We start from the raw sequence: 20,864 nt of genomic DNA, 5'->3' as shown, positions 1-20,864 counted from the left end.
ACCTCGTCAAACCAGCACCTCGTCAAACAGGCCTTGCATCGCCGCCCAGGAGCGGCGGTCAGCCCGCGAGTCGTAGAGCGCCGACTTCATGATCGAGCCGTCGGCAGCCGGGTTGGCAAAACCGTGCAGCGTGTTGCCGTAGCTGATCACCTGCCAGTCGGCAACCTTGCCGGCGCGCATCTCGTTCTCGAATGCCGCGACCTGGTCGGAAGGCGCCAGCACGCCATGGAAGCTGACGACGGCTTTGAGGTCGGCACCGTCGCGCGCAAGCTCGAGCACGACCGTGCCGCCGAAGCAGAAGCAGATCGCCGGCGCGAGAGTTACGGAACTTCACACTGGTTTGAACGCAGGGCAAGGCCGCGTCGGAACGGTCGCGCCACGGCGAGATTAGCCCGTCACAACGACGAGAGGAGACCTTGCATGACACAGCTCAAGATGCGCGGCGCCATCGTTGGCGCAGCAGCCCTGCTGACTGCGACCCTGGCCGGCCCCGCGATGGCGCAGCAGACCATCGGTACCGCCGCGCGCTGCTCGAATGACGATCCCGATGCCCGATGCCAGACGATGACGCCCGGCACCACGCGCACCGCCTATCGCCACCACACCTATCGGCGGGACCGCGACTGGCAGGGCAGCTACAACCGCTATGACACCGGCCCCGCCGGCGTCGCGGCCGGTGTGGTTGGCGGCGCGGTCGGCACGGCGGCTGCGATCGCGACCGCCCCGTTCGGCGGCCCCGACTATGCCCGCACCCCGATCGGCGGTGAGGAATATGCCCGGCAGAACGGCTTTGTCTGCACCCCCGGCACCTGGTTCCGCGGCAGCGACGGCCTGCGACATCCCTGTCAGTAGCTTAGGCGAACCGCCGATGCGCAAAAGGCGGCCTCCGGGCCGCCTTTTTGCCGCCTGGCCGGCGGAGGCGCAGGGTCATCTGGACCTCCCGGGTTCTGGCCTTCAGGTTCTGGCCCTGCCCCGCCAAGTCTGCTATGCGATCGCGCAAATCATTCCCATGTCGCCGGCTTAGCTCAGCGGTAGAGCAGCAGTTTTGTAAACTGAAGGTCGGGGGTTCAATCCCCTCAGCCGGCACCAGTTTTTCGCGAAATCAACGGGACGGGTCAGTTGACCGTGCCTCGGTGCGGGGTACCCAAACTGGTTGGTTTGGAGGACGTGGAGTTGGATAACCGGGTCGTGGAGGCTTGCACCCGCGGCAAACATTCCGCAAAATTGCCCGACAGGGAGCCACAAGCGGATTTCGGGCAGGCACCGGATGACGGAAAAGCAGTTGCGGGCGAGGACGTCGTTGCTGAAGGCAATGCTGCTGGTTTGCGCCCTGCTGATGGGCTACTCGGATCTGATCACCACCAACGAGATCTTGCAGCGGGGAATGGGCGAACTGAACCCGTTCATGTGGCTCACCCAGGAGTGGCTGGGTGAATGGTGGCTTGTCGCCAAGCTGGGTTTGACCTACCTCGTGATATGGTTGCTTTGGCACGGCAACAGCGAACGCCAAATGGCTTATGTGGTCGGCCTCATCGCGCTGCCCGTCTACAACAATCTGTTCATCCTGGCGGGCGCCAGTTGAGTTGACCTTGCGGTGATGCTGGCGAGCCGCCGTTAGCGCTGCCTGGCAGAGTTGCCGAGGCTCGCTGTTTCACAATCGACACTGCCAGGCGCGGTTCTGATGATGAACTGGTCCTACTATCTCGTCGGCGTTGCTGTGGCCCTGCTCCTGGTCGCCTATCGCCTGCATGGCGGGCTGTACAGGAAGGACACGCTGCGGGACGGGAGACTGAATCGGCTGATCGATGAACGCGTCGATCGCCTGGACCTGAAGCGCGACAAGAAACACGAACCGTCCGAGCTATGAAGACTGGCCAGCCACGCCTCGTCGCGCGCAGCTTCAGTCGGCCGAGATCGACCGTCGACCGCAGCAGCCCCGCCAACTCGTAGGAGAATACGGCAGCTCCGAGCATGGCGAAGCGGGCTTTGACGTCGGCGAACGGACCGAAGCACGGTCCTTCGACGCAGATGCCGCCGCGGTCCGCTGCTGCAAATCTCTTGATGATCCCGTGAATGCCGACCGTCCTGCCGCCGATATTGCCTTCAAACCGAAGTGCCTGGGCATCGAGTCCTCCATCCATGTCTACACGGCTTGCGCCGCGCATTGTCCTTGATCCAAGCCGAGCATGTATTTGCGGCTCAATCAAAGAGCCTCGCTTGGATTACCCACAACGTTTAACGGAAGCCGTATTCTTCCCGTCTCGACGAGATGCCTCGCATCACCGACGGCACCTGCAGGAACACGCACGATAGCGGCGACTCATCGCAGCAACCCTGCTCGGCAGGCTCGCAAGCAAAGCAGGATGATGTCCGTCATCTCAGTGCGCTCTACGAAACGCAACTTGTACACCTGCCGCTGGAAGCCAGCGGCGGACAACTCGCCAATCAAGCTTCTGCTGGTCTCAAGCGCGTCCCGGATGTCGGCGATCATCCGGCGTTGCTGGCCGATATCGCCCCGCCGTCGGGGACAGCCCTATATATTGGCAGGATTCGTGGGATCATCCCCGTAGGATCACCCATCCCTTGCCTTGTTTCTGTCCTTGCGACACGAATTGGGGTATGCAGAATGCGGGATGGGACTCAGCCAATGACCTATTTGATCCTTGCCCGAGATGGCACCAGTCAAATCGTGTTGAAGCGCGACAGCGAAGACGCGGCCGAGAAGAAGGCGCGCGAGCTGAAGGAGATGGGTTGGTTCGAGGTCGAGGTCCGCGAGGACAAGGCCGGCCACCCGATCGCGGTCACGCTGACCGATCGGTCCAACACCCTTCAATAGCGCCTGCCCTTCAATGACGTCCCTTGAATGACGTCTTGATGAACCTTTGCCGTACGGCTCTTACACATGTGTGAGGAGCCTACGATGTCCGACACAGCCCATTATCGCTTCCAGTCCGATCAGGCGCGACGGCTGGCCCGCCAAGTCACCGACGCTGCGGTGCGTGAAAAGCTGCTCGAAATGGCCGACGAGTATGGCCGCTACGCCGACCTGATCGAGGCCCGCAGCATCGAACCGGCAGCTGTCGAGGCGATGGCTCACTAGGCTGATGCCGCCCGCTTCCGCCGGCACACCGGGCCGGTGGACTCGCGACTTGACCTTTCAGGTCTGCTCCTGCCGCACCTTCTCAAGCTCGAGGCCAAACCGCGCGAAAACGCCTGAGGATTTGTTCGGAACATTATGCCCCCTCACGCGATTTTCCCCGCATGAGGGTGCACGAAACCAACCGCAATTTGATGCTTCTGGGCAGCTTCACGCTGCTGAGCGTGGCCGCCGCCGGCATTGTCGCCCTGCTCGATCCGGCGCCCGCGCCGGCCAGCGCCGCGCCCCGGCCGGCCGCGAATCAGGCGCCGGTCCCAAGCCAAGCGCCGGCCCAGACGCCGGTCCGGATCGTCGGTACCCCGTTCGTCCCGAACACCAATCCCCGCCAGCGCTGACCGCCGTCGCGCCCAGGCACGTCACAATTTTGTCACCGTGCCTGCAAAACAGACGTCTTCGTCAACCATCATGATGGCGAGTGCTTGCTTCCGCGGGGTTGCTCTGATGCAATCCGCGGGCTCAAGGTGCACCATGAAGTGGATGAAGGAACGCGATCTCCTGATCGCGCAGACAATGGCTTTCGTACAGTCGGTGAAGGGCAAGCTGCCCGACGCCGGGCTGCCGACGCCTGCTCCACGGACCGCCGTTCCGCCAGCGCCTGCCCCGCTGCCCGCCACCGCAGCCGTGGTCGAGGCAGCATTTGAGACAAAGCCAGTCTTGGAGGCAAAGCCAGTCTTGGAGGCAAAGCCAGTCGTGGAAGCAAAGCCGGTCTTGGAGGCAAAGCCCGCCTTGGAGAGCAAGCCTGCGGCGGAGGCCCAAAGGGTTGTCATGCCGCCGCCGCTTCCGGTGCCGACCGTGCTCGAGGGCCTGCCCCCCGCACCGCCGCCTTTGACGGTGACCGTCGTGGAAGTCCCACCCCCGCCGGCCCAGCCGCCGCGATTTGCCAAGCTCGACATCAGCGGCGACTTCGGATCCGAGGTGCGGGAGCGGGTTGCCAATTTCCGCGCGCAACAGCAGCGCTTCCTCAGGGAGCGCGAGGAATACTGCACCACGACCATGGCCAAGGTCCGCGCCGCGATCCGCGATAACAGCGAGCTGCCGCGCTCGGGAAAGTAACGGGCGCCTTCCTCGGACCGTGTGTCGGGCTTCAGCCCCGCGCGTCCGATTTCACCGGCTCGGTCAGGAAACGTCCGCTCGATCGCGTCAGCGTCGGCTCTTCCACAGCGTCAACAGGTTGCTTGCCTTCCAGCATCGATCGCAAGCCTGCGACCGCCAGGGTCATTCGCTCGGCGAATTTGGCCGCGGCGCCATCGAGGAACGCCCGGTCCTTCGGCTTCGGCTTGGCGATCCGCAGCTCGAAACGGGACGTTCCGTCCGGGCCGTCGAGAACGGCCCGGGTCATGATGATGCGCGGCGCTCCTGGCACCGGCAGTGTGATGCCGACCGTGAAGTAATCGACCGGACGCCAGTCGAGCGTCTCCTCGACGTTGGTATGGTTGCCGTGCGCGCAATGATTCTTGGTGCCGATACCGCGTCGCCCCTTGCCTGACTCCTCGACGATGTCGTCGGCGTCCCACCATTTCTGCCATTGCCCGGGCACGGTGATGAACTCCCACACCGTCTGCCGCGGCGCGGCGATGTCGAACTCCAGTATCGCGTAGGCGTCTTCGCGCGTCACCTCCAGCCGCGTTTGCGCGTCGTCCTGCTGCCACGCCGCCTCGAGATCGCGCGCCCACAGCGTCACATCGCCGATGATGTCGATGGTTTCCTGATGCGGGATCAGACCTTGTGCCACCGGGTCGACGCCCATGGCGCGGATCGCTGCGTCGCTGTAGAGCGCGTAGGCACGCCCGCCAACCTTCTCGCCAACCGTGTTCTTGAGCAGCCGGTGGACCAGAATGACGTCGCGCCCGGCGAGCTCTTCCCTGCCGCCCATCTTCTGCTTCACCATCTCGCCGTGATGGACGACGAACTTGAAATCGAGATCGCCCATCGCGACGCAGGCCTTGCACTCGCAGGTCGAGGCCTGGCGGACGTCGCGCAGGCGCCGGCGGAATTTGAAATAGGCGCCCTCGATCGCGTCCTGCAGCAGCGAGCCGTCGATTGTCCCGGTCGAGTAGACGAAGGCGGCGTCGCCCTCGAACTTGGCGAGGCGAAATGGCGGGCGCAGCCCTTTCACCACCACGTCCATGAAATCGGCGATGATGTCCTGCGCATGGTCGAGCTCGACCGCCGCGAGGAAGTTGGTATAGCCGGAGATGTCGGCAATCGCGAAATATGCCGCTTCAGCTTTCGGAAGCATGGGGACCTCCCGCGTAACCTTTTCGTGCGATGACGCAGTCTGTCACACCGCGCCACACGCGGTCGAGAGTGGCGAATCTTGTTCTGACGCGTTTTCTGAGCGCGAACTGGTATCCACTTCGCTTGAAAACGCTCTAGCCGCCGCCGATCTTCTCCAGCACCGGCAGCAGGTGCTTCAAGAACTCGCCGGGGTTCTCGCTCATCGGGAAATGCCCGAGGCCCTTCATGATGGTGGCCTCACTGCCGGCAATGCTGTTCGCCACCGCCAGCGTCTCCTCCGGCGTACAGGAATAGTCGTACTCGCCCGACAGCAGGAACAGCGGGCAGCGTTTGGTGTCGATCTCGGCGACGCGGGCGCGGATATCGCCGTCGATCTTGTAGAAATAGAGGTCGCCCTTGAACACGCCCGGGCCGCCCTGCATGTAGTGCCACAGCGTCTCCCACCGCTCTTTGTCGGGCGCGTCGGGCCCGACTAGACCCGAGACGATGGCGGCTGCGACCTCGCCGCCATGCACGTCCGGCCGGTGCAGGAAATTCAGGTCGTAATAGGGATCGACATGCGCGCCGGCCTGCAGGCCGATGATCGCGCGGAAGCGTTCGGGATGCTCGAGCGCGAGATGCAGCGCGATCCGGCCGCCGATCGAGCAGCCGATCACGATCGGCCGGTCGAGATCGAGCGCCTCCATCACGGCCAGGATCATCGCCATGTAGTGCGCCGAGGTGAGCTGGTATTCCTCGTCGTGCCAGCCCTGGGGCGGCGACGACTTGCCGTGCCAGGGCATGTCGAAGGCGATGACACGATGGTTGCGCGTGACGCTGACATCGTTCATCAGGCCGCGATATTGCCGCCCGTCGGCGCCCGCGGTGTGCAGGCAGAGCAGCGGCGTGCCCTCGCCCGCCTCCTCGACATAGACGCGGTGCGCCCGGCCTGACAGCTCGAGATGCATGTAGCGGCCGATGATTGGTTCGAATTTGGCGCTCATGCGGCCGCTCCCTCGCGGCGCAGCTTGCCGAGCGCCTCCTTAAAGTAACGCAGGTTCGCCATGAAGATCTGCAGCTCGCCCTCGGCCTTCAGCACGCGGCGCTTGATCAGCGCCATCAGGTCGTTGGAGCCCGGCGGCGGCCGCCGTTCGCAGAACCGGTCCCATTCCGCCTCCGAGGTGCGCAGCGCAAACGACGACGACGGCATCACGAACGGGCCCTTCGTCACCGCGACGATGCGGCCCTCATGGATCGCGATCAGCCAGGCGGCCTTGCCGATCTCGAGCAGGAATGTCGTGGTGAGGTAACGGCCGCGCCGCACCAGGCCGGCGTCGCAATTGACCCGTTCCTTCAGCATCTCGATCATGACAGCTCCACCCCGATCACGGACCGTCCGCGCAGGCCGCGGCGGGTCTTGTTCTGCGGGCAATGATGGAAGGAATGACCGGCCCGTCAATCGTTACAGGCGTCGCGCGGCCACGGCGTTTTCGCGTGGGCCGCTACATACAGGTTTTGGCTGGAGCCAAGTTTCCCTAGAGCCACGACCAGACCAGCGCCACGTTGGCGGCACAGGCTGCGAGCAGCACAACCGCAAGCGCGAGCTGCACGCGTTCGTAGGGGGGCTGGTGGATCGCTCTCATGGCTCGGAGCATCCGGCGATTCTACCCGGAGAGTCCCGGGGATTCTTTTTTCCGGGGTTTACCGCTCATTAAGGACTCAGGCCCCTCCGACGAAAGGCGCGAAATGACTCATGTTTTCAAACGGTTGCCGGGCATCTTAGCTCACAGTTCCGTGATCGGAACGGCGATCTTGGCGTGAAACCCGGGACGGGCCTTGGCGTTGTCGGTTGTTTGGGGAAACGACGAATGCCGTACGCGCTGTTCTATCAAGACGCCAAGCTGAGCAAGACCTACCCGACCGAGGCGGACGTCTGGAAGCTTGCCCGGAAATCGGGCCTGGTGGTGGATACCGTCTCCGAGGAGGAGAAATCCTCGCCGCGCCCGGTACTGGACAATGACTACGAAATCCGGTCGTGCCAGCCTGAGCCGAACGAGGACCCGGCCAAGAACAAGGCCGATGCCGAACGCGAAGCGCGTCTGGAGCCGCGGTTGAACTGAGGGACAGTGGGTCGTCCGGTGCGCATGGGCGAACCGGATGCCGATGCGGCCGTCGTGCTGCCGTTACGGCGTCGCCGTCGCCAGCGACGCCTGTTCGGCGGCGAGCGAGACGCAGATTTTCCGCCGATGCAGACCGCGGATCGACCCGGTCACCTTGAGCACCTTGCCGGCCGTGCAGGAGGCGTCCTGCACGAACACGACCTCGTAAGGCGCGAGTGCCAAGGGTTCGGATTTGAGGATGGTCTGGGCAAAGCACGGCACAGAGACCGCAGAGATGATCAGCCCTAACGCAAAGCTACGCATGTTTGTTTGTCCACCAGCCCGGCGATCCCACAATAGCGCATCCCGATGAAAGTTCCGTGCAATGCAGGAATTATTTTTTGCATTGCACGATCAGGCCTGAACATCGGGTGAATGCGGGAGCACGGGCACGCGGCAGGCCAACAAAAAAAGGCCGACCCGAAGGCCGGCCTTTCGATCTCGATGATACGATGCGATCAGTAGCGGGAGCCCACCGGTCCGCCCCAGCCGAAGCGATAGTTGACCCCGAGCTTGACGGTGTGTTCGTCGTTCCGGAAGCTCGCGCCGGCAATGTCGGCCGGACCGCTGGTGAACGTGGTCTTGCCGAAATTGTAGTACTGGTACTCGGCCTTCGCCGACCAGTTGGGGGCGAACATGTATTCGAGGCCCGCGCCGACCGTGTAGCCATCCTTGTGACCGCCATCGGTGGTGAAGGCCGCCGGGACGCCGCCGACGGAGGCCGTGATGTTGTGGTTGTCGCGCCAGGCGTAACCGCCCTTGGCGTAGAGCAGCGCCGGACCCCAAGTGTAGCCGAGGCGGCCGGTCACCGAACCGAGCTGGTCGGTATTGCCGGTCACGACCGTTCCGGCGGGGAACGTCAGGCCATTGTTCGAGGAGCTCGGCAGCCAGGAGTATTGCGCCTCGACACCCATCACCCAGTTCGGCGCGAACTGATAGTCGAAGCCGCCCTGCACGCCACCCATGAAGCGCGCGTCGCTGCCCATTAGATTGGTGCCGTCGGTGAACGCGCCGCCGACATGGCCGCCGATATAAAAACCGGTCCAGTTGTAGACGAGCGCCGGGGCGGTATAGGGCGGCGGTGCCTTGGTATAGGTGCGGGCCGGCATGTCAGCTGCAAATGCCGGGCTCGCAAGGGCGGCCAGCGCGACTGCGCCGAGCAAAAACGTCTTCATCTCTGGTCCCCGTTACGAACGCTGCGCTGTTAAGCCAAACAACGTGACGCCAATTAGGTTGCTTTGGGACAATGCCTGACCTGTAATGTTTCCGAGCTGTGACGGGGTCGCAACAACGCCCGTTGTTCCTTGGCACGGAAGGTTTTTTCACCGGTTAAGCAGCCGTATTTCGGCTGTATGTAAGTCGCAAACGGCTAAGTTGAAGTTCAGCGCTCCCCGAAAAGTGATCGGAGTTCGCTAACGAACTGCTCAGGCTTGCTGCTACGACAAGCCGCCGCGTCCCAAAGCGCGATCAGATCGCGCCTTGGCTCCTTGTCTGGGCATGATCTCCGCGCAAACGCTACGCGTTTGTCGCGAGGGAAAACCGCTTCGCACTTTTCCGGATCATGCCTAGCGCGCCATCTTTTCCAGATCCGGAAATGCCGCGTAGGACGCGCCGGCGCAGGGCTCGGCGGCGTTGTCGAGGATGCGGTCGAGCCGGCCGTCGACGAACAGGACGCCGCGCTCCCGGGCCGGACGGTAATTGCCGTCGGTATCCTTTGCGCTGTAGCGCAGGCAGACCACGTAGCGCAGCCGGCCGCCGACCGTGCGCTGCACCGGCTCGGCAATCCCGGCTTCGCGGACCCCGACCGGATTGTTCAGGTAGGTCCGCATGAAGGCCAGGATCTGGTCGCGGTACCTGTCCGGAAACGGCTGGTTGGCGACGCCGCGATCGTCGGTAAAGGTGGTCGAGCTGCCGCCGTCTTCGCTGGTGAGTCAGCCGGCAAGTGGCATCGAGAGCAGCAGGATCGCCGCCAGTTTTGATGAGGTCCGCAAACGACGCTGTTTCATGAGTCCCCGGCCGCGTCTCATAAACCGCCAGGCGGGGAATTCGCAACTCGGTTGTTCCCGCCGAGCCGGCGCCCAGCCTCGCAACGGAAGTCCCGACGCACTCCGGCCCGCCGCCATTGGGGAAGCAATGGACGGACGGGCCGGTTCTGCATCCCAAGGGCGCAGCGGGGCAATGTGGATCGAACGACGCCCTTCGGATCAGGCTCAGCCGCGCTTGATCAGCCGCGTTTGGCCGGCGCGACGTGCTTGGTGGCGACCTTCGCATGGACGTGCTTGGTCGCATGCTTCGGCGCCTTCGCCTTCAGCATGCCCATGTGGTTGTGGTGGCGGTGATGGCGATAGTGCTTGTGGTGCATCTTGGCGTTGGCGTTGCGCACCTTCGAGGGCAGCTGCTCGCTCTTGATGACGGGGGCGGCCTTGGTCGCCGGGGCGGTCGTGGTCGCCGGAGCGGGCGTAGCGGCCTCGGCGGCGAGCGCGGGCGCTGCGATCACGGACATGGCGAGCAGCGCGGCGGAAATCGTCTTCAGCATGGTGGTCTCCTCTGCGGGATCGAGAGGTCTCCGGCCGGATGGTCGGCCTCACCGATCAATGCACGTGACCTTATGGGCCGCGCACTGAACCCGTTCTGAAGGACGCTGACGGAATTCATTCATGTGAATGACATCTTGGTCATGTTGGCCGCCCCTGCCAGCCGATTGCGAGAGTCACGCAATCGTGGGACCGGGCGGGAATGTTCTGCACCCTCGGGTGTTCAAGTCAGCAGGCTTGGGTGTAGGATTACCGAGCACGATCGGAACGATCAGGAGCAACTAGGAATGAGCAAGTCGCCGACGTTTCTTTGGAAGTTTTTGGGCCTCGCAGTGCTCTCGATGACCCTCGCCGCCGGGCCGGTCATCTCGGCCCACGCCGCAGGCGGCGACAATCCCTCCCCGCCGGCTTCCGACAGCGGCAGCAAGGGCAAGAAGGCGAAGAAGGACAAGAGCTCCGCGATCGACGATCAGAAGTTCCTGGCCGGCTATCACGCCGCCTATGCCACGATCTACGACAAGCACGACTATACCGCCGCGATCGAGCAGCTGAAGGCGCTCGGCCAGGATGACCGTGCCGACGTCGCCAACCTGATCGGCTATTCCTATCGCAAGCTCGGCGACTACAAGGTCTCGCAGATCTGGTACGAGCGCGCGCTCAAGGCCGACCCGGCCCATGTGCGTACCTGGCAGTATTACGGCCTCTGGCAGGTCGAACAGGGCAACCGCGATCAGGCGCAATACCACCTGAACCGCATCGCCCAGCTCGCCGGCACCAACAGCGACGAATATCGCTCGCTCGCCGCCGCGCTGGAGAAGCCCCCGGGCACCGGCCTGGTTTACTGAGCAAGCGAACCGTCCAAACATCAAGCCGGCGTAGTCATAATGACTGCGCCGGCTTTTTGCTGATCGATGCCGCTGCGACAGGATGAGTAACCCATCCTGGAGGTGATTGCCTTGCTTGGGCTCCGCAGCCTACGGGTAGTGCTCGAGGCGGCGGTCCGGCTTTTGCGGGCGGCTCGCGCCCACCGTGCTGCCGTCATCCGGCTTCGCCGCCTTCTCGATTGGCGGGCCACTGTCGCCGGTCTTCTTGCTGGTGTTCAGCGCCTGGCCGGTGGTGGTGACGTTGGCGGCCTGCCCGGCTCCCGCCGAGCCGGCCGATGGACCGGAGCTCTGCGCCAACACGGTCCCCGACAGCACCAAGGCCGCCATCAGTATTGCCGCGTTGACTGTCATGGACTGCCCTTCTGCGCACGAATGATGCACAGCAACGCGCCGCTGCCACGGACGTTCCCACGGCGCCATCATTTAAGGTAAATGCAAGGCGAATTCCCGCGCCACGCCTCTGGCCGCAGCACACGGGCATTGGGGCTCAATCAGCCATGCGCCGCCGTCGGGCTGCGCAGCGCCGCCTCGCGATACTCGGCCCAGGCCTGCCGCAGAATTTGCACCGACGAGGTGAGGAATATCATCGCCATCACGGCGGCGACCGCCAGATCGGGCCAGGCGGAGGCCGTTCCCCAGACGCCGAGCGCGGCCACCATCACGATGAGATTTCCGATCGCATCGTTGCGCGAGCAGAGCCAGACCGAACGGACATTGGCGTCACCATTCTTGTAGGGCAGCAACAGCAGAACGGACGACAGGTTCGCCGCAAGCGCCAACGTCGCTATTGCGCCCATCACCTCGGCCTTCGGCACACCGAGAATGAGGGTCTGGTAGACCGTCGAGCCGAGGACCCAGAGCGCCATCAGGCTCAGCGAGGCGCCCTTCAGCAGCGCCGCCGACGCACGCATCCGCAAGCCGGCGCCGATCACCGCAAGGCTCAGCCCATAGGTGACGGTATCGGCAAGGAAGTCGAGCGCATCCGCCTTGAGCGCCTGCGATCCGGCAAGCTGACCTGCGATCATCTCGGTCAGGAACATCGCGCCATTGACGGCAATGACGGTCCAGAGCACGCGCTTGTAGCGCGGATCGAGGCCGTCAAACACCGGAACACCGCCCGAGCAGCCGCACGCATCACCCATGAGGTTGCGATCCAACGCCGGCGCGCCAGCCTTCTTCGGCAACGTTAGCGGCGGTGGCGCACAGCATTCGGACGTCTTCTGCTCGCAACAATCGTTCATCGCTTGTCCTTCCAGGCCACAAGATAAGGCCGCCCGCGCAACGCATTCAAGCCGATCCGCCTGGAGCCAGACATCGTCAACCGCACCAACACCTGCGTGATCGCCCCGAACTCGCCTCCCCCTCACCCCGACTGCAAATCAGTCGGCCGCGAACCGCCATCCTATCTACCCCCGCAGGGTATCATTCAATCCGGCTTGAAGCAGCCGACGAATTCCCAACCCCTGCTACACGCTGTCGCGCGACCGGCGTAACGACATCCGCTCCCGGCATCCTCACGCGAAGTGCTATGCCCTTCACGACGGCGAAGATCGCGGGAATCACGATCAGCGTCAGCAAGGTCGACGAGATCATGCCGCCGATCATCGGCACCGCGATGCGCTGCATGATCTCGGAGCCGGTGCCGGTGCTCCACATGATCGGCAAGAGCCCGGCCATGATGGCAGCCACCGTCATCATCTTCGGCCGGACACGCTCGACCGCGCCCTCGATGATCGCGTGGTTGAGATCGTCGCGACCGATCGCGTGGCCCTCGGCGACGCGACGCGCGGTGACCTCGGCCAGCGCATGGTTGAGATACATCAGCATCACGACACCGGTCTCGGCGGCGACGCCGGCGAGCGCGATGAAGCCGACCGCGACCGCAACCGACAGGTTGAAGCCGAGCGCCCACATCAGCCAGAGCCCGCCGACCAGCGCGAACGGCAGCGACAGCATCACGATCACGGTCTCCGCCACCGAGCGGAAGTTGAGGTAGAGCAGCAGGAAGATGATCAGAAGTGTCACCGGCACCACGATCTTGAGCCGCGCCGCGGCGCGTTCCAGATATTCGTATTGCCCGCTCCAGATCACATAGGCTCCTGGCGGAAACTGCACGGCGGCCTGCACCGCGCGCTGCGCATCCGCGACATAGCCGCCGAGATCGCGATCGCGGATGTCGACATAGATGTAGGTCGCAAGCTGCCCGTTCTCGGTCCGGATCGTGGTCGGCCCGCGCGCCGGCGTGATATCGGAGACCTCGCCGATCGGCACGGCGCCGCCCGCCGGCATCGGCACCAGGATGTCGCTCGCGATCGCGCCCGGATTGTCGCGCAGGTCGCGCGGATAGCGCATGTTGACGGTGAAGCGCTGGCGTCCCTCCACCGTCGTCGTGACGGTCTGGCCGCCAAGCGCGGTCGCGATCGTGTTCTGCGCGTCCTGCACCGCGATGCCGTAGCGCGATAACGCCTCGCGGTTCGGCGTGATCTCGAGGTAGTAGCCGCCGAGGCCGCGCTCGGCATAGGCCGACGAGGTGCCGGGCACGCCCTTCACGACCTGCTCAATCTGGCGGGCGAGCTTGTCGATCACGGCGAGATCGGGGCCGATCACCTTGACGCCGACCGGCGTCCGGATCCCGGTCGACAGCATGTCGATGCGCGCCTTGATCGGCATTGTCCAAGCGTTCGAGACGCCGGGGAACTGCAGCGCCCTGTCCATCTCGGCGATCAGGCCGTCGAGCGTGTCGCCATAGTCTCACAAAGGACAGGTGCTGAAAAGGTCACCTTGTTCACAACTGCACCGGTTTATCGGACAAGCCCGGTCGCGCCGGGAGAGGAAGAAGGTAAGCCCTGCGGCTGTCGATTCGAATGCGGCGAGTCAATAGGACTGAGCGTAGGGTGCAGTATTCATCAGCAGCACACCAAAAAGAAGCACCAGATAAAGCATCGAAAACACGAACAAGCGACGAGCTGGCCGCCTTTCCTTGTCGTGGCTCCGACGTACTTGCCATGCGAGAAAGATCATGGTCGCTCCCAGCATCGCCGCGGCCGCGCCGTAGACGGCCCCCGCGAATCCCAGTGCACAAGGCAGCAGTGAGATCGGAACCAAAAGCACGCTATAGAGAAGAATCTGGCGCTTTGTTTCGGTCTTGCCGGCGACGACCGGCAACATCGGCACACCGGCGCGAGCATATTCTCCGGCAAGATTGAGCGACAGCGCCCAGAAGTGGGGTGGCGTCCAAAGGAAGATGATCAAGAACAGGATGAGCGGCTCGAGCCCGACGTTTCCAGTGACCGCGACCCAGCCGATCACTGGAGGGAGTGCGCCAGCGGCACCGCCAATGACGATATTTTGCGGTGTTCGGCGTTTGAGCCACATCGTGTAGACGACGACGTAGAAGAAAATCGTGAAAGCAAGGAGTGCAGCAGCGGCCACGTTCAGCAAAGTGCCGAGGGCCAGGACGGCGCACGTCCCGAGCATCAATCCGAAAACCAACGCTTCCGGGCGCGTTACACGGCCGCCAGGAATTGGACGGATGGCGGTACGCGCCATCACCGCATCGATGTCGGCGTCGTACCACATGTTGAGCGCACCTGCGGCGCCAGCGCCTGCAGCTATGCAAGCAAGAGCAATGAGGCCGGTCACGGGATCGATGCCGCCTGGTGCGACCATGAGACCGACCAGTGCGGTGAAGACGACCAGCGACATGACGCGCGGTTTCGTCAGTGCGACGTAGTCTCCGATGTTCGTATAGCTCCGGCGAAGAATTGAGCGGTTGATTTGCACGAGATTGATCCCTCGTCAGTTCGATACTCGAAAGGCCATCGGTTGAAGGCCTTCTTCGCAGACTCCCAGTCGACGTGGCGAGTTCTCAGCCGTCCTGCCTCTAGCTCGCTGACGCGAAAAACATGACCCGAAGCAGATGCGTATAGTCGGATTCGAACACCATGATCCCTACAAAGACCAGCACGAGCACCGGCGGCAACAGGATGGCGTAGGCCAACGCCAACCGTTCCCAGGCCATGTGCATGAACACGGCAACGATCAGGCCGGCCTTCAGCACCATGAACAGCAGGATCAGTGACCAGCGGAGATGGCCATGGATGCCAAAGAAGTCGACGAGGTATGAGCAGGTGCTGAGCACGAACAGCCATCCCCAGACCACGAGATAGAGCTTGATCGGATGCTGCTGGCCCTCTGCGTGCGTGGCTCCTGATGCGACTGCGTCGTGCACATACGCGTGCAGCGCATGTTGCGTTGCCTGCCCTTCCACATGTACCGCTGCGTTTGTCATGCGCCAACCTCACCAGAGATAGAAAAAGGCAAAGATGAATACCCACACCAGATCGACGAAGTGCCAGTACAGGCCCATGATCTCGACGATCTCGTAGTACCCCCTCCGGCTCGTGAAAAAGCCACGCCGTTCGACGTCGAAGTCTCCCCGCAAAACCTTTCGCGCGATGGCGATCAGGAAGATCACGCCGATGGTCACGTGGGTGCCGTGGAAGCCGGTGATCATGAAGAAGCAGGCGCCAAATTGCGGCGCGCCCCACGGGTTGCCCCAGGGCCGTACGCCCTCCATGATCAGCTTGGTCCATTCGAAGCCCTGCATTCCGACGAACGTCGCGCCAAATGCCGCGGTGGCCAGCATCAAGGCTGCCGTTTTGACGCGATCCCTGCGGTAGCCGAAGTTGACGGCCATCGCCATCGTCCCGCTGCTGCTGATCAGGATGAAAGTCATGATCGCGATCAGGATGAGCGGGATGTGCTTGCCGCCGAGATTGAGCGCGAAGACTTCGCTGGGATTGGGCCACGGCACGGTCGTCGACATTCGCGCCGTCATGTACGACAGCAGGAAGCAGCTGAAGATGAAGGTGTCGCTCAGCAGGAAGATCCACATCATGGCCTTCCCCCAGGACACGTGCTTGAAGGCACGCTGGTCCGAGGCCCAGTCCGCGGCGATGCCGCGCAATCCGGGTATCGTTCCGGGCGACGGCTTGGGGGTTGCAAGTGTGGTGTCCGTCATCGCTTCCCGCCCTCGCTAGGTGAGCATCTGGCGACAGATGTCGATGAAATTGTCGGTCCAGCCCGTCAGCAGACCGAGCAAGATCAGCCAGACCAACAACAGGAAATGCCAATAGATGGCGCAGAGCTCCACGCTCAAGCGCATCTGCATCATCGGAGCGCCACGCCACACCTTCGCGGTCGTCCTGCCGAGCGCCACCAGACCGCCCATCAGATGCAGTCCGTGCACCGCGGTGATCAGGTAGAAGAAGGAATTGGCCGGATTGGACGCCACGAAATAGCCGGCGACATTCAGCTGCTGCCAGACCAACAACTGCCCGGCCAGGAAGGTCATGGCGGATACTCCGCCGATCAGCAGGCCGACGATCAAGCCGTCAATGTCGTCCCGTCGCGCGGCCATCAGCGCCCATTGAAGCGCCAAACTGCTGATGACCAGGACGCCCGTATTGAACCACAATAGCCTGGGCAGGGGCAGCTCCCGCCAGTCCACCAAGCTGTTGCGCATGGAGTAAGCACTGATCAGGAGCGCGAACAACGAGCCGACGACCGCGAGAAACACGCCCAATCCGATCTTCGCCGTCGGCACGGACGAACCGCGCTCACCGCGAAGATCGACGGCCACGCCCTGCTCCAGCCACGGCTTGGCAGCCAGCCGTTGCTGCGAGAGCCACCATCCCGCGATCGCTGCAATTGTAGCAATGAACAGGATGATGGCACTCACGGATGGGCTCCCTGCGTCGCCAATCCGGCCGGCGGTTCATTCTGCGGCACAAAATCCCTGGCGGCGCCGGGCACGCTGTAGTCGTAGGCCCAGCGATAGACGATCGGGAGCTCCTTGCCCCAGTTGCCATGCCCCGGCGGCGTCTCCGGTGTCTGCCACTCCAGCGAGGCGGCTCCCCAGGGGTTGCTGCCCGCCTCTTTTCCTTTGAACAGGCTCCAGATGATATTGAACAGGAAGACAAGCTGGGCGAAGCCGACAATCAGCGCCGCCACGCTCATGAACGCATTGAGGTCGTGGGCCGATGCCGGGACAAAGGCTGTCTCGCCGATATCGTGATAGCGGCGGGGCATCCCGAGCAGGCCCAGATAGTGCATAGGGAAGAAGACTGCATAAGCCCCGATGAACGTCACCCAGAAGTGGAATCGCCCAAGCGCCTCGTTGAGCATGCGTCCGGTGACTTTCGGATACCAGTGATAGATCCCGCCAAACACGGCCATGATCGGCGCGATACCCATCACCATGTGGAAGTGCGCGACAACGAACATCGTGTCCGACAGCGGAACGTCCACAACCACGTTACCGAGAAACAGTCCGGTCAGGCCGCCGTTCACGAACGTGATGATGAACGCGAGCGCGAACAGCATCGGTACCGTGAGATGGATGTCACCGCGCCACAGGGTCAGCACCCAATTGTAGACCTTGATCGCAGTCGGGATGGCGATGATGAGCGTCGTGGTGGCGAAGAAGAACCCGAAATACGGGTTCATGCCGCTCACATACATATGGTGCGCCCATACAACGAAGCTGAGAGCGCCGATGGCTACGATCGCCCAAACCATCATGCGATAGCCGAAGATGTTCTTTCGGGCGTGAGTGCTGATCAGATCGGAAATGATACCGAAGGCCGGCAAGGCGACGATGTAGACTTCGGGGTGGCCGAAGAACCAGAACAGATGCTGGAACAGGATCGGGCTGCCGCCGCCATACTTCGTCAGCTGGCCCATCTCGACCAGCGTCGGCATGAAGAAGCTGGTTCCCAGGAGACGGTCCAGCAACAGCATCACCGAGGCGACGAACAGCGCCGGGAAGGCCAACAGCGCCATCACGGTGGCCGTGAAGATGCCCCACACCGTCAGGGGCATCCGCATCAACGTCATGCCGCGCGTGCGGGCCTGCAGCACCGTCACCACATAATTGAGCCCGCCCATCGTGAAACCGATGATGAACAGGATCAGCGAAGCCAGCATGAGAACGATGCCCCAATCCTGCCCGGGGGTGCCGGAGAGAATTGCCTGGGGTGGATAAAGCGTCCAGCCGGCGCCGGTCGGCCCACCGGGCACGAAGAACGTCGCGACCAGCACCAGCACGGCGAGCAGGTAGACCCAGTAGCTCAGCATGTTCACGTAGGGGAAGACCATATCCCGCGCGCCGACCATCAGCGGGATGAGGTAGTTGCCGAAGCCGCCGAGGAACAACGCCGTGAGCAGGTAGATCACCATGATCATGCCGTGCATGGTGATGAACTGAAGGTACTGATTGGCATCGATAAAGGAGAATGTGCCGGGAAATCCCAGTTGCAGCCGCATCATCCACGACAGCACCAGCGCAACCATTCCGATCGACATCGCCGTGATCGAGTACTGGACGGCGATAACCTTGGCGTCCTGCGAAAAGACGTATCTCGTCCACCAGCTGTGCGGGTGATAGAGCTCGACCTCACCTACTTCGGCGGGCGGAATGCCTGCGACCTCATCAAACGGGATATCGACCATCGGAATACCCTCCTTGGTCTTCCGCTCAGCGACGAGTTCACCTCATATCCGGCTGATCCTCGTCGGCATGTTCATTCGCTACCAGTCCTGTACGCGGCCTTCGCGACGTCGTGCTGGCCTGACAACTCCGCAAACGTCCGCTGCCTCTCGAGCCACGCGTGATATTCTTTCGCTTCCTCCACGATGACCCTGCTCCGCATCTGCGCGTGCGCGACACCGCACAGCTCCGCACAGAGGACGTCGAATGTTCCGGTGCGGGTGGGCGTGAACCAGTAATAGGTCACGGAGCCAGGTATCATGTCCATCTTGGCCCGGAACTCGGGCACGTAGAAATCATGCAGAACGTCAATTGAGCGGAGCAACACCTTCACCGGCTTCCCAACCGGCAGATGCAGATCGTCGCTTTGAATGACGATGTCGTCCTGTCCGTTCGGATCGTTGGGATTCAACCCGAGTGGATTGTCGGAGCTGATCAGGCGCGCATCTGACGTGCCGAGCCGGCCGTCTTTTCCCGGAAGCCGATAACTCCACATCCACTGTTGTCCAACGACCTCGACGTCGGTCGCGTCGTCGGGAACGGTGACGAACTGGTGCCAGACGACCAAGCCGGGCGCCAACATGGCGGCGACGCCGACTGCCGTCACGATGCTGAGCCACCATTCGAGCTTCTTGTTTTCGGGATTGTAGGCGGCCCGCCGTCCCTCCTTGTGGTGGAAGCGGAACACGCAGTAAGCCATGAATACGATGACCGCGCAGAAAACCGCCCCGGTGATCCAGAACGTCAGATTGATCGTGTCGTCGATGTAGCGCCAGTTCGAGGCGATCGGCGTCCACCACCACGGGCTGTAGATGTGAAACAGCACCGAGGCGACTGCAACCAGGAGCAGTATGAGCGCGACAGCCATCCCTCATTCCTCCTTGCCATTGAAGGCTACGGAGACGAACGAAAGGGCGGAGCTCACGTCAAAGGTATGGTGTCAAAGGTATGGTGTCACGTACACCATCACCGTGCCTTTTGCCTCGCCCATTCTGCCGGTCGCGACGCTGGGACATCATGACAAAGGATCAACGTCACGGCCGCAATCTCATCGGAGCTTGGGGGCGTTCAGTGCATTCAAGATGGTACTCGTCGAGCCCGGCGTCAATAGAGGAGTATGTCCCGCCTCTGTCCGGCGCGCGTTGGCGCGAATGCATTGCGTGCCGGAGAGCACCGATCGGGACCCGCCATCACATGGTGCACCGCAAAACCCGGCTTGTGCCAATGCACAATTTCTCCCGACCGCGTTCGCCTCCTTGCTTCTGCCGCGCATCGGACTAGTTTTACTGGACCGGTTGCGACGGATGTCGTCCGGCAAGCTCCTTCTGGTTGAATCTGATTTGCCGGACTCAGTCGCGATTTTCGCGCATGAGGCGGATGTGCGTGTGTTGATGGCGCTCCGTTCCCCTGCGGGCACAAGCAAGGAGACCGGAACCATGACCACCGTATTCGCACGACCCAAACTGCAATTGTTTGGCGTCTCGACCGCCTTTGTCGTTCGCAAGATCAGCCTTTCCGACCTAGGCGATGCGCTGCGCCTCGGCTGGGAAGACTTCAAGGCCATCCCGACCCACGCAATCGTCCTGTGCGTGATGTACCCCGTCCTCGGACTTGTCCTGTTCAGGCTTGTGATCGGCTATTCGGTGCTGCCGCTGCTGTTTCCGCTCGCCGCCGGCTTCGCCCTGATCGGTCCTTTCGCCGGATTAGGCCTCTATGAACTGAGCCGCCGCCGCGAGCGGGGAGAGGAGCCAGGAGCCTGGGATGCAATGCAGGTGCTGCGCGCGCCGTCGTTCGGCGCCATGCTCGAACTTGGCATTCTCCTGTTCGTTCTGTTCGGGGTCTGGATCGCCGCCGCGGACGCGATCTACATTGCGACTTTCGGCTATGCGCCGGCTGCGAGCATCCCTGATTTCGCAGAACGTGTGTTGACGACCCCCGAAGGCTGGTCGCTCATCATCATCGGATGCGGCGTCGGCTTCCTTTTCGCCCTGGTTGCCCTATGCGTCAGCGTCGTCTCGTTTCCACTGATGCTCGACCGCCATGCGACAGCGATCGACGCGATCCGCACCTCGATACGGGCCGTGATGATGAATCCAATTGAGATGGCCGCGTGGGGACTGATCGTTGCGGTATTGCTGGCCGTGGGCTCACTGCCATTCTTCGTCGGTCTCTGCGTCGTTCTGCCGGTGCTTGGTCATGCGACTTGGCATCTTTACAGGAAGGTGATCGAGCCTGACCCGAATCCTCCGCAAGAAGAGCCCCGCCCGCCGATCGGTCACCGCTACGCGGCCGATTTCCCGGCCTCTCTCTTCCCGTGGAGCCGTGAGCGTTAGTGATACGAGGGGCGAACTTGAGATTGGC

Annotated in this window: 25 protein-coding genes, 1 tRNA gene and 2 pseudogenes; 11 read left to right on the top strand and 17 right to left on the bottom strand. The window is 62.8% G+C overall.

What is annotated here, in order from left to right; all coding sequences use genetic code 11:
- Positions 1-6: 6 nt before the first annotated feature.
- Positions 7-306, bottom strand: a complete 300-nt coding sequence (locus tag ACVW1C_RS36140) for a dienelactone hydrolase family protein (protein ID WP_456763264.1) — start codon at positions 304-306, stop codon at positions 7-9.
- Positions 307-420: 114 nt separating this feature from the next.
- Between ACVW1C_RS36140 and ACVW1C_RS36135 the strand changes: the two genes are divergently transcribed.
- From ACVW1C_RS36135 to ACVW1C_RS36100, 8 genes are all read left to right on the top strand, one after another.
- The gene (locus tag ACVW1C_RS36135; protein ID WP_456762327.1) at positions 421-852 is read left to right on the top strand and encodes a hypothetical protein; all 432 of its coding nucleotides are present in this window, start codon (positions 421-423) and stop codon (positions 850-852) included.
- Positions 853-1,014: 162 nt separating this feature from the next.
- Positions 1,015-1,089 (top strand) — tRNA-Thr (locus tag ACVW1C_RS36130).
- A gap of 178 nt (positions 1,090-1,267) precedes the next feature.
- Complete coding sequence (locus ACVW1C_RS36125; protein ID WP_456762326.1) at positions 1,268-1,582, top strand: DUF5658 family protein; 315 nt, start codon at positions 1,268-1,270, stop codon at positions 1,580-1,582.
- A gap of 99 nt (positions 1,583-1,681) precedes the next feature.
- Complete coding sequence (locus tag ACVW1C_RS36120; RefSeq protein ID WP_456762325.1) at positions 1,682-1,867, top strand: hypothetical protein; 186 nt, start codon at positions 1,682-1,684, stop codon at positions 1,865-1,867.
- 780 nt (positions 1,868-2,647) lie between these two features.
- Positions 2,648-2,836: a hypothetical protein gene (locus ACVW1C_RS36115; RefSeq protein WP_456762324.1), complete on the top strand. Its 189-nt coding sequence runs from the start codon at positions 2,648-2,650 to the stop codon at positions 2,834-2,836.
- An 84-nt stretch (positions 2,837-2,920) separates the two neighbouring features.
- Positions 2,921-3,100, top strand: coding sequence for a hypothetical protein (locus ACVW1C_RS36110; protein ID WP_456762323.1), 180 nt, complete (start codon positions 2,921-2,923; stop codon positions 3,098-3,100).
- A 161-nt stretch (positions 3,101-3,261) separates the two neighbouring features.
- On the top strand, positions 3,262-3,492 hold the full coding sequence (locus ACVW1C_RS36105) for a hypothetical protein (protein WP_456762322.1): 231 nt from the start codon (positions 3,262-3,264) through the stop codon (positions 3,490-3,492).
- Positions 3,493-3,625: 133 nt separating this feature from the next.
- Complete coding sequence (locus tag ACVW1C_RS36100; RefSeq protein ID WP_456762321.1) at positions 3,626-4,210, top strand: hypothetical protein; 585 nt, start codon at positions 3,626-3,628, stop codon at positions 4,208-4,210.
- A 31-nt stretch (positions 4,211-4,241) separates the two neighbouring features.
- Here the strand turns inward: ACVW1C_RS36100 and ACVW1C_RS36095 are convergent, their stop codons facing one another.
- The 3 genes from ACVW1C_RS36095 to ACVW1C_RS36085 all read right to left on the bottom strand — a co-directional run bounded on the left by ACVW1C_RS36095 (position 4,242) and on the right by ACVW1C_RS36085 (position 6,743).
- Positions 4,242-5,396, bottom strand: a complete 1,155-nt coding sequence (locus ACVW1C_RS36095) for a DUF2652 domain-containing protein (RefSeq protein WP_456762320.1) — start codon at positions 5,394-5,396, stop codon at positions 4,242-4,244.
- Positions 5,397-5,529: 133 nt separating this feature from the next.
- A complete protein-coding gene (locus ACVW1C_RS36090) occupies positions 5,530-6,378 on the bottom strand; it encodes an alpha/beta fold hydrolase (protein WP_456762319.1) in 849 nt (282 codons plus the stop codon).
- Positions 6,375-6,743, bottom strand: a complete 369-nt coding sequence (locus ACVW1C_RS36085) for a hypothetical protein (protein ID WP_456762318.1) — start codon at positions 6,741-6,743, stop codon at positions 6,375-6,377. The genes ACVW1C_RS36090 and ACVW1C_RS36085 overlap by 4 nt, the downstream gene beginning before the upstream one ends.
- A gap of 499 nt (positions 6,744-7,242) precedes the next feature.
- Here ACVW1C_RS36085 and ACVW1C_RS36080 point away from each other — a divergent pair, with 499 nt between their 5' ends.
- Positions 7,243-7,494 carry a hypothetical protein gene (locus ACVW1C_RS36080; RefSeq protein WP_456762317.1) on the top strand — a complete coding sequence of 84 codons (252 nt, stop codon included), beginning with the start codon at positions 7,243-7,245 and terminating at the stop codon, positions 7,492-7,494.
- A gap of 63 nt (positions 7,495-7,557) precedes the next feature.
- Here the strand turns inward: ACVW1C_RS36080 and ACVW1C_RS36075 are convergent, their stop codons facing one another.
- The 4 genes and pseudogenes from ACVW1C_RS36075 to ACVW1C_RS36060 all read right to left on the bottom strand — a co-directional run bounded on the left by ACVW1C_RS36075 (position 7,558) and on the right by ACVW1C_RS36060 (position 10,069).
- Entirely contained in the window at positions 7,558-7,797 is a 240-nt protein-coding gene (locus ACVW1C_RS36075) for a DUF6719 family protein (protein WP_050402822.1), read from the bottom strand.
- Between the two features lie 194 nt (positions 7,798-7,991).
- Positions 7,992-8,708: an outer membrane protein gene (locus tag ACVW1C_RS36070; RefSeq protein WP_456762316.1), complete on the bottom strand. Its 717-nt coding sequence runs from the start codon at positions 8,706-8,708 to the stop codon at positions 7,992-7,994.
- Between the two features lie 390 nt (positions 8,709-9,098).
- Positions 9,099-9,524 (bottom strand): annotated as a pseudogene (locus ACVW1C_RS36065) (hypothetical protein).
- Between the two features lie 233 nt (positions 9,525-9,757).
- On the bottom strand, positions 9,758-10,069 hold the full coding sequence (locus ACVW1C_RS36060; RefSeq protein WP_456762315.1) for a His-rich protein BRANT: 312 nt from the start codon (positions 10,067-10,069) through the stop codon (positions 9,758-9,760).
- A gap of 285 nt (positions 10,070-10,354) precedes the next feature.
- On the opposite strand from ACVW1C_RS36060, the gene ACVW1C_RS36055 reads away from it, so the two are divergent.
- Positions 10,355-10,912, top strand: a complete 558-nt coding sequence (locus ACVW1C_RS36055; protein WP_456762314.1) for a tetratricopeptide repeat protein — start codon at positions 10,355-10,357, stop codon at positions 10,910-10,912.
- 129 nt (positions 10,913-11,041) lie between these two features.
- Here the strand turns inward: ACVW1C_RS36055 and ACVW1C_RS36050 are convergent, their stop codons facing one another.
- The 9 genes and pseudogenes from ACVW1C_RS36050 to coxB all read right to left on the bottom strand — a co-directional run bounded on the left by ACVW1C_RS36050 (position 11,042) and on the right by coxB (position 19,371).
- Positions 11,042-11,302, bottom strand: a complete 261-nt coding sequence (locus ACVW1C_RS36050; RefSeq protein WP_456762313.1) for a hypothetical protein — start codon at positions 11,300-11,302, stop codon at positions 11,042-11,044.
- 140 nt (positions 11,303-11,442) lie between these two features.
- On the bottom strand, positions 11,443-12,192 hold the full coding sequence (locus ACVW1C_RS36045) for a cation transporter (protein ID WP_456762312.1): 750 nt from the start codon (positions 12,190-12,192) through the stop codon (positions 11,443-11,445).
- 181 nt (positions 12,193-12,373) lie between these two features.
- Positions 12,374-13,696, bottom strand: a pseudogene (locus tag ACVW1C_RS36040) (efflux RND transporter permease subunit); the annotation flags it as partial.
- A gap of 129 nt (positions 13,697-13,825) precedes the next feature.
- A complete protein-coding gene (locus ACVW1C_RS36035; protein ID WP_456762311.1) occupies positions 13,826-14,734 on the bottom strand; it encodes a heme o synthase in 909 nt (302 codons plus the stop codon).
- A gap of 100 nt (positions 14,735-14,834) precedes the next feature.
- The gene (locus tag ACVW1C_RS36030) at positions 14,835-15,242 is read right to left on the bottom strand and encodes a cytochrome C oxidase subunit IV family protein (RefSeq protein ID WP_456762310.1); all 408 of its coding nucleotides are present in this window, start codon (positions 15,240-15,242) and stop codon (positions 14,835-14,837) included.
- Between the two features lie 9 nt (positions 15,243-15,251).
- Complete coding sequence (locus ACVW1C_RS36025) at positions 15,252-15,974, bottom strand: heme-copper oxidase subunit III family protein (RefSeq protein WP_456762309.1); 723 nt, start codon at positions 15,972-15,974, stop codon at positions 15,252-15,254.
- Positions 15,975-15,989: 15 nt separating this feature from the next.
- Positions 15,990-16,694: a cytochrome c oxidase subunit 3 gene (locus ACVW1C_RS36020; RefSeq protein WP_456762308.1), complete on the bottom strand. Its 705-nt coding sequence runs from the start codon at positions 16,692-16,694 to the stop codon at positions 15,990-15,992.
- Entirely contained in the window at positions 16,691-18,466 is a 1,776-nt protein-coding gene (gene ctaD, locus ACVW1C_RS36015) for a cytochrome c oxidase subunit I (RefSeq protein WP_456762307.1), read from the bottom strand. The genes ACVW1C_RS36020 and ctaD overlap by 4 nt, the downstream gene beginning before the upstream one ends.
- 71 nt (positions 18,467-18,537) lie before the next feature.
- On the bottom strand, positions 18,538-19,371 hold the full coding sequence (gene coxB / locus ACVW1C_RS36010) for a cytochrome c oxidase subunit II (RefSeq protein WP_456762306.1): 834 nt from the start codon (positions 19,369-19,371) through the stop codon (positions 18,538-18,540).
- Between the two features lie 568 nt (positions 19,372-19,939).
- On the opposite strand from coxB, the gene ACVW1C_RS36005 reads away from it, so the two are divergent.
- Positions 19,940-20,836 carry a DUF2189 domain-containing protein gene (locus ACVW1C_RS36005; protein ID WP_456762305.1) on the top strand — a complete coding sequence of 299 codons (897 nt, stop codon included), beginning with the start codon at positions 19,940-19,942 and terminating at the stop codon, positions 20,834-20,836.
- Positions 20,837-20,864: the final 28 nt, after the last annotated feature.

The organism is Bradyrhizobium sp. USDA 4011 (assembly GCF_054063415.1).
The sequence above is the reverse complement of the archived record's forward strand: the minus strand, read 5'-3'. Positions and strand labels throughout refer to the sequence as shown.

Bases quoted from the DNA above. Each gene is read 5' to 3' on its own strand.
- ACVW1C_RS36090 (WP_456762319.1), bottom strand. From the start codon at position 6,378: ATGAGCGCCAAATTCGAACCAATCATCGGCCGCTACATGCATCTCGAG.
- ACVW1C_RS36060 (WP_456762315.1), bottom strand. From the start codon at position 10,069: ATGCTGAAGACGATTTCCGCCGCGCTGCTCGCCATGTCCGTGATCGCA.
- ACVW1C_RS36005 (WP_456762305.1), top strand. From the start codon at position 19,940: ATGACCACCGTATTCGCACGACCCAAACTGCAATTGTTTGGCGTCTCG.
- ACVW1C_RS36135 (WP_456762327.1), top strand. From the start codon at position 421: ATGACACAGCTCAAGATGCGCGGCGCCATCGTTGGCGCAGCAGCCCTG.
- ACVW1C_RS36120 (WP_456762325.1), top strand. From the start codon at position 1,682: ATGATGAACTGGTCCTACTATCTCGTCGGCGTTGCTGTGGCCCTGCTC.
- ctaD (WP_456762307.1), bottom strand. From the start codon at position 18,466: ATGGTCGATATCCCGTTTGATGAGGTCGCAGGCATTCCGCCCGCCGAA.
- ACVW1C_RS36075 (WP_050402822.1), bottom strand. From the start codon at position 7,797: ATGCGTAGCTTTGCGTTAGGGCTGATCATCTCTGCGGTCTCTGTGCCG.
- ACVW1C_RS36080 (WP_456762317.1), top strand. From the start codon at position 7,243: ATGCCGTACGCGCTGTTCTATCAAGACGCCAAGCTGAGCAAGACCTAC.
- ACVW1C_RS36055 (WP_456762314.1), top strand. From the start codon at position 10,355: ATGAGCAAGTCGCCGACGTTTCTTTGGAAGTTTTTGGGCCTCGCAGTG.
- coxB (WP_456762306.1), bottom strand. From the start codon at position 19,371: ATGGCTGTCGCGCTCATACTGCTCCTGGTTGCAGTCGCCTCGGTGCTG.
- ACVW1C_RS36025 (WP_456762309.1), bottom strand. From the start codon at position 15,974: ATGACGGACACCACACTTGCAACCCCCAAGCCGTCGCCCGGAACGATA.
- ACVW1C_RS36115 (WP_456762324.1), top strand. From the start codon at position 2,648: ATGACCTATTTGATCCTTGCCCGAGATGGCACCAGTCAAATCGTGTTG.
- ACVW1C_RS36110 (WP_456762323.1), top strand. From the start codon at position 2,921: ATGTCCGACACAGCCCATTATCGCTTCCAGTCCGATCAGGCGCGACGG.
- ACVW1C_RS36085 (WP_456762318.1), bottom strand. From the start codon at position 6,743: ATGATCGAGATGCTGAAGGAACGGGTCAATTGCGACGCCGGCCTGGTG.
- ACVW1C_RS36030 (WP_456762310.1), bottom strand. From the start codon at position 15,242: ATGACAAACGCAGCGGTACATGTGGAAGGGCAGGCAACGCAACATGCG.
- ACVW1C_RS36100 (WP_456762321.1), top strand. From the start codon at position 3,626: ATGAAGTGGATGAAGGAACGCGATCTCCTGATCGCGCAGACAATGGCT.
- ACVW1C_RS36050 (WP_456762313.1), bottom strand. From the start codon at position 11,302: ATGACAGTCAACGCGGCAATACTGATGGCGGCCTTGGTGCTGTCGGGG.
- ACVW1C_RS36125 (WP_456762326.1), top strand. From the start codon at position 1,268: ATGACGGAAAAGCAGTTGCGGGCGAGGACGTCGTTGCTGAAGGCAATG.
- ACVW1C_RS36070 (WP_456762316.1), bottom strand. From the start codon at position 8,708: ATGAAGACGTTTTTGCTCGGCGCAGTCGCGCTGGCCGCCCTTGCGAGC.
- ACVW1C_RS36095 (WP_456762320.1), bottom strand. From the start codon at position 5,396: ATGCTTCCGAAAGCTGAAGCGGCATATTTCGCGATTGCCGACATCTCC.
- ACVW1C_RS36105 (WP_456762322.1), top strand. From the start codon at position 3,262: ATGAGGGTGCACGAAACCAACCGCAATTTGATGCTTCTGGGCAGCTTC.
- ACVW1C_RS36045 (WP_456762312.1), bottom strand. From the start codon at position 12,192: ATGAACGATTGTTGCGAGCAGAAGACGTCCGAATGCTGTGCGCCACCG.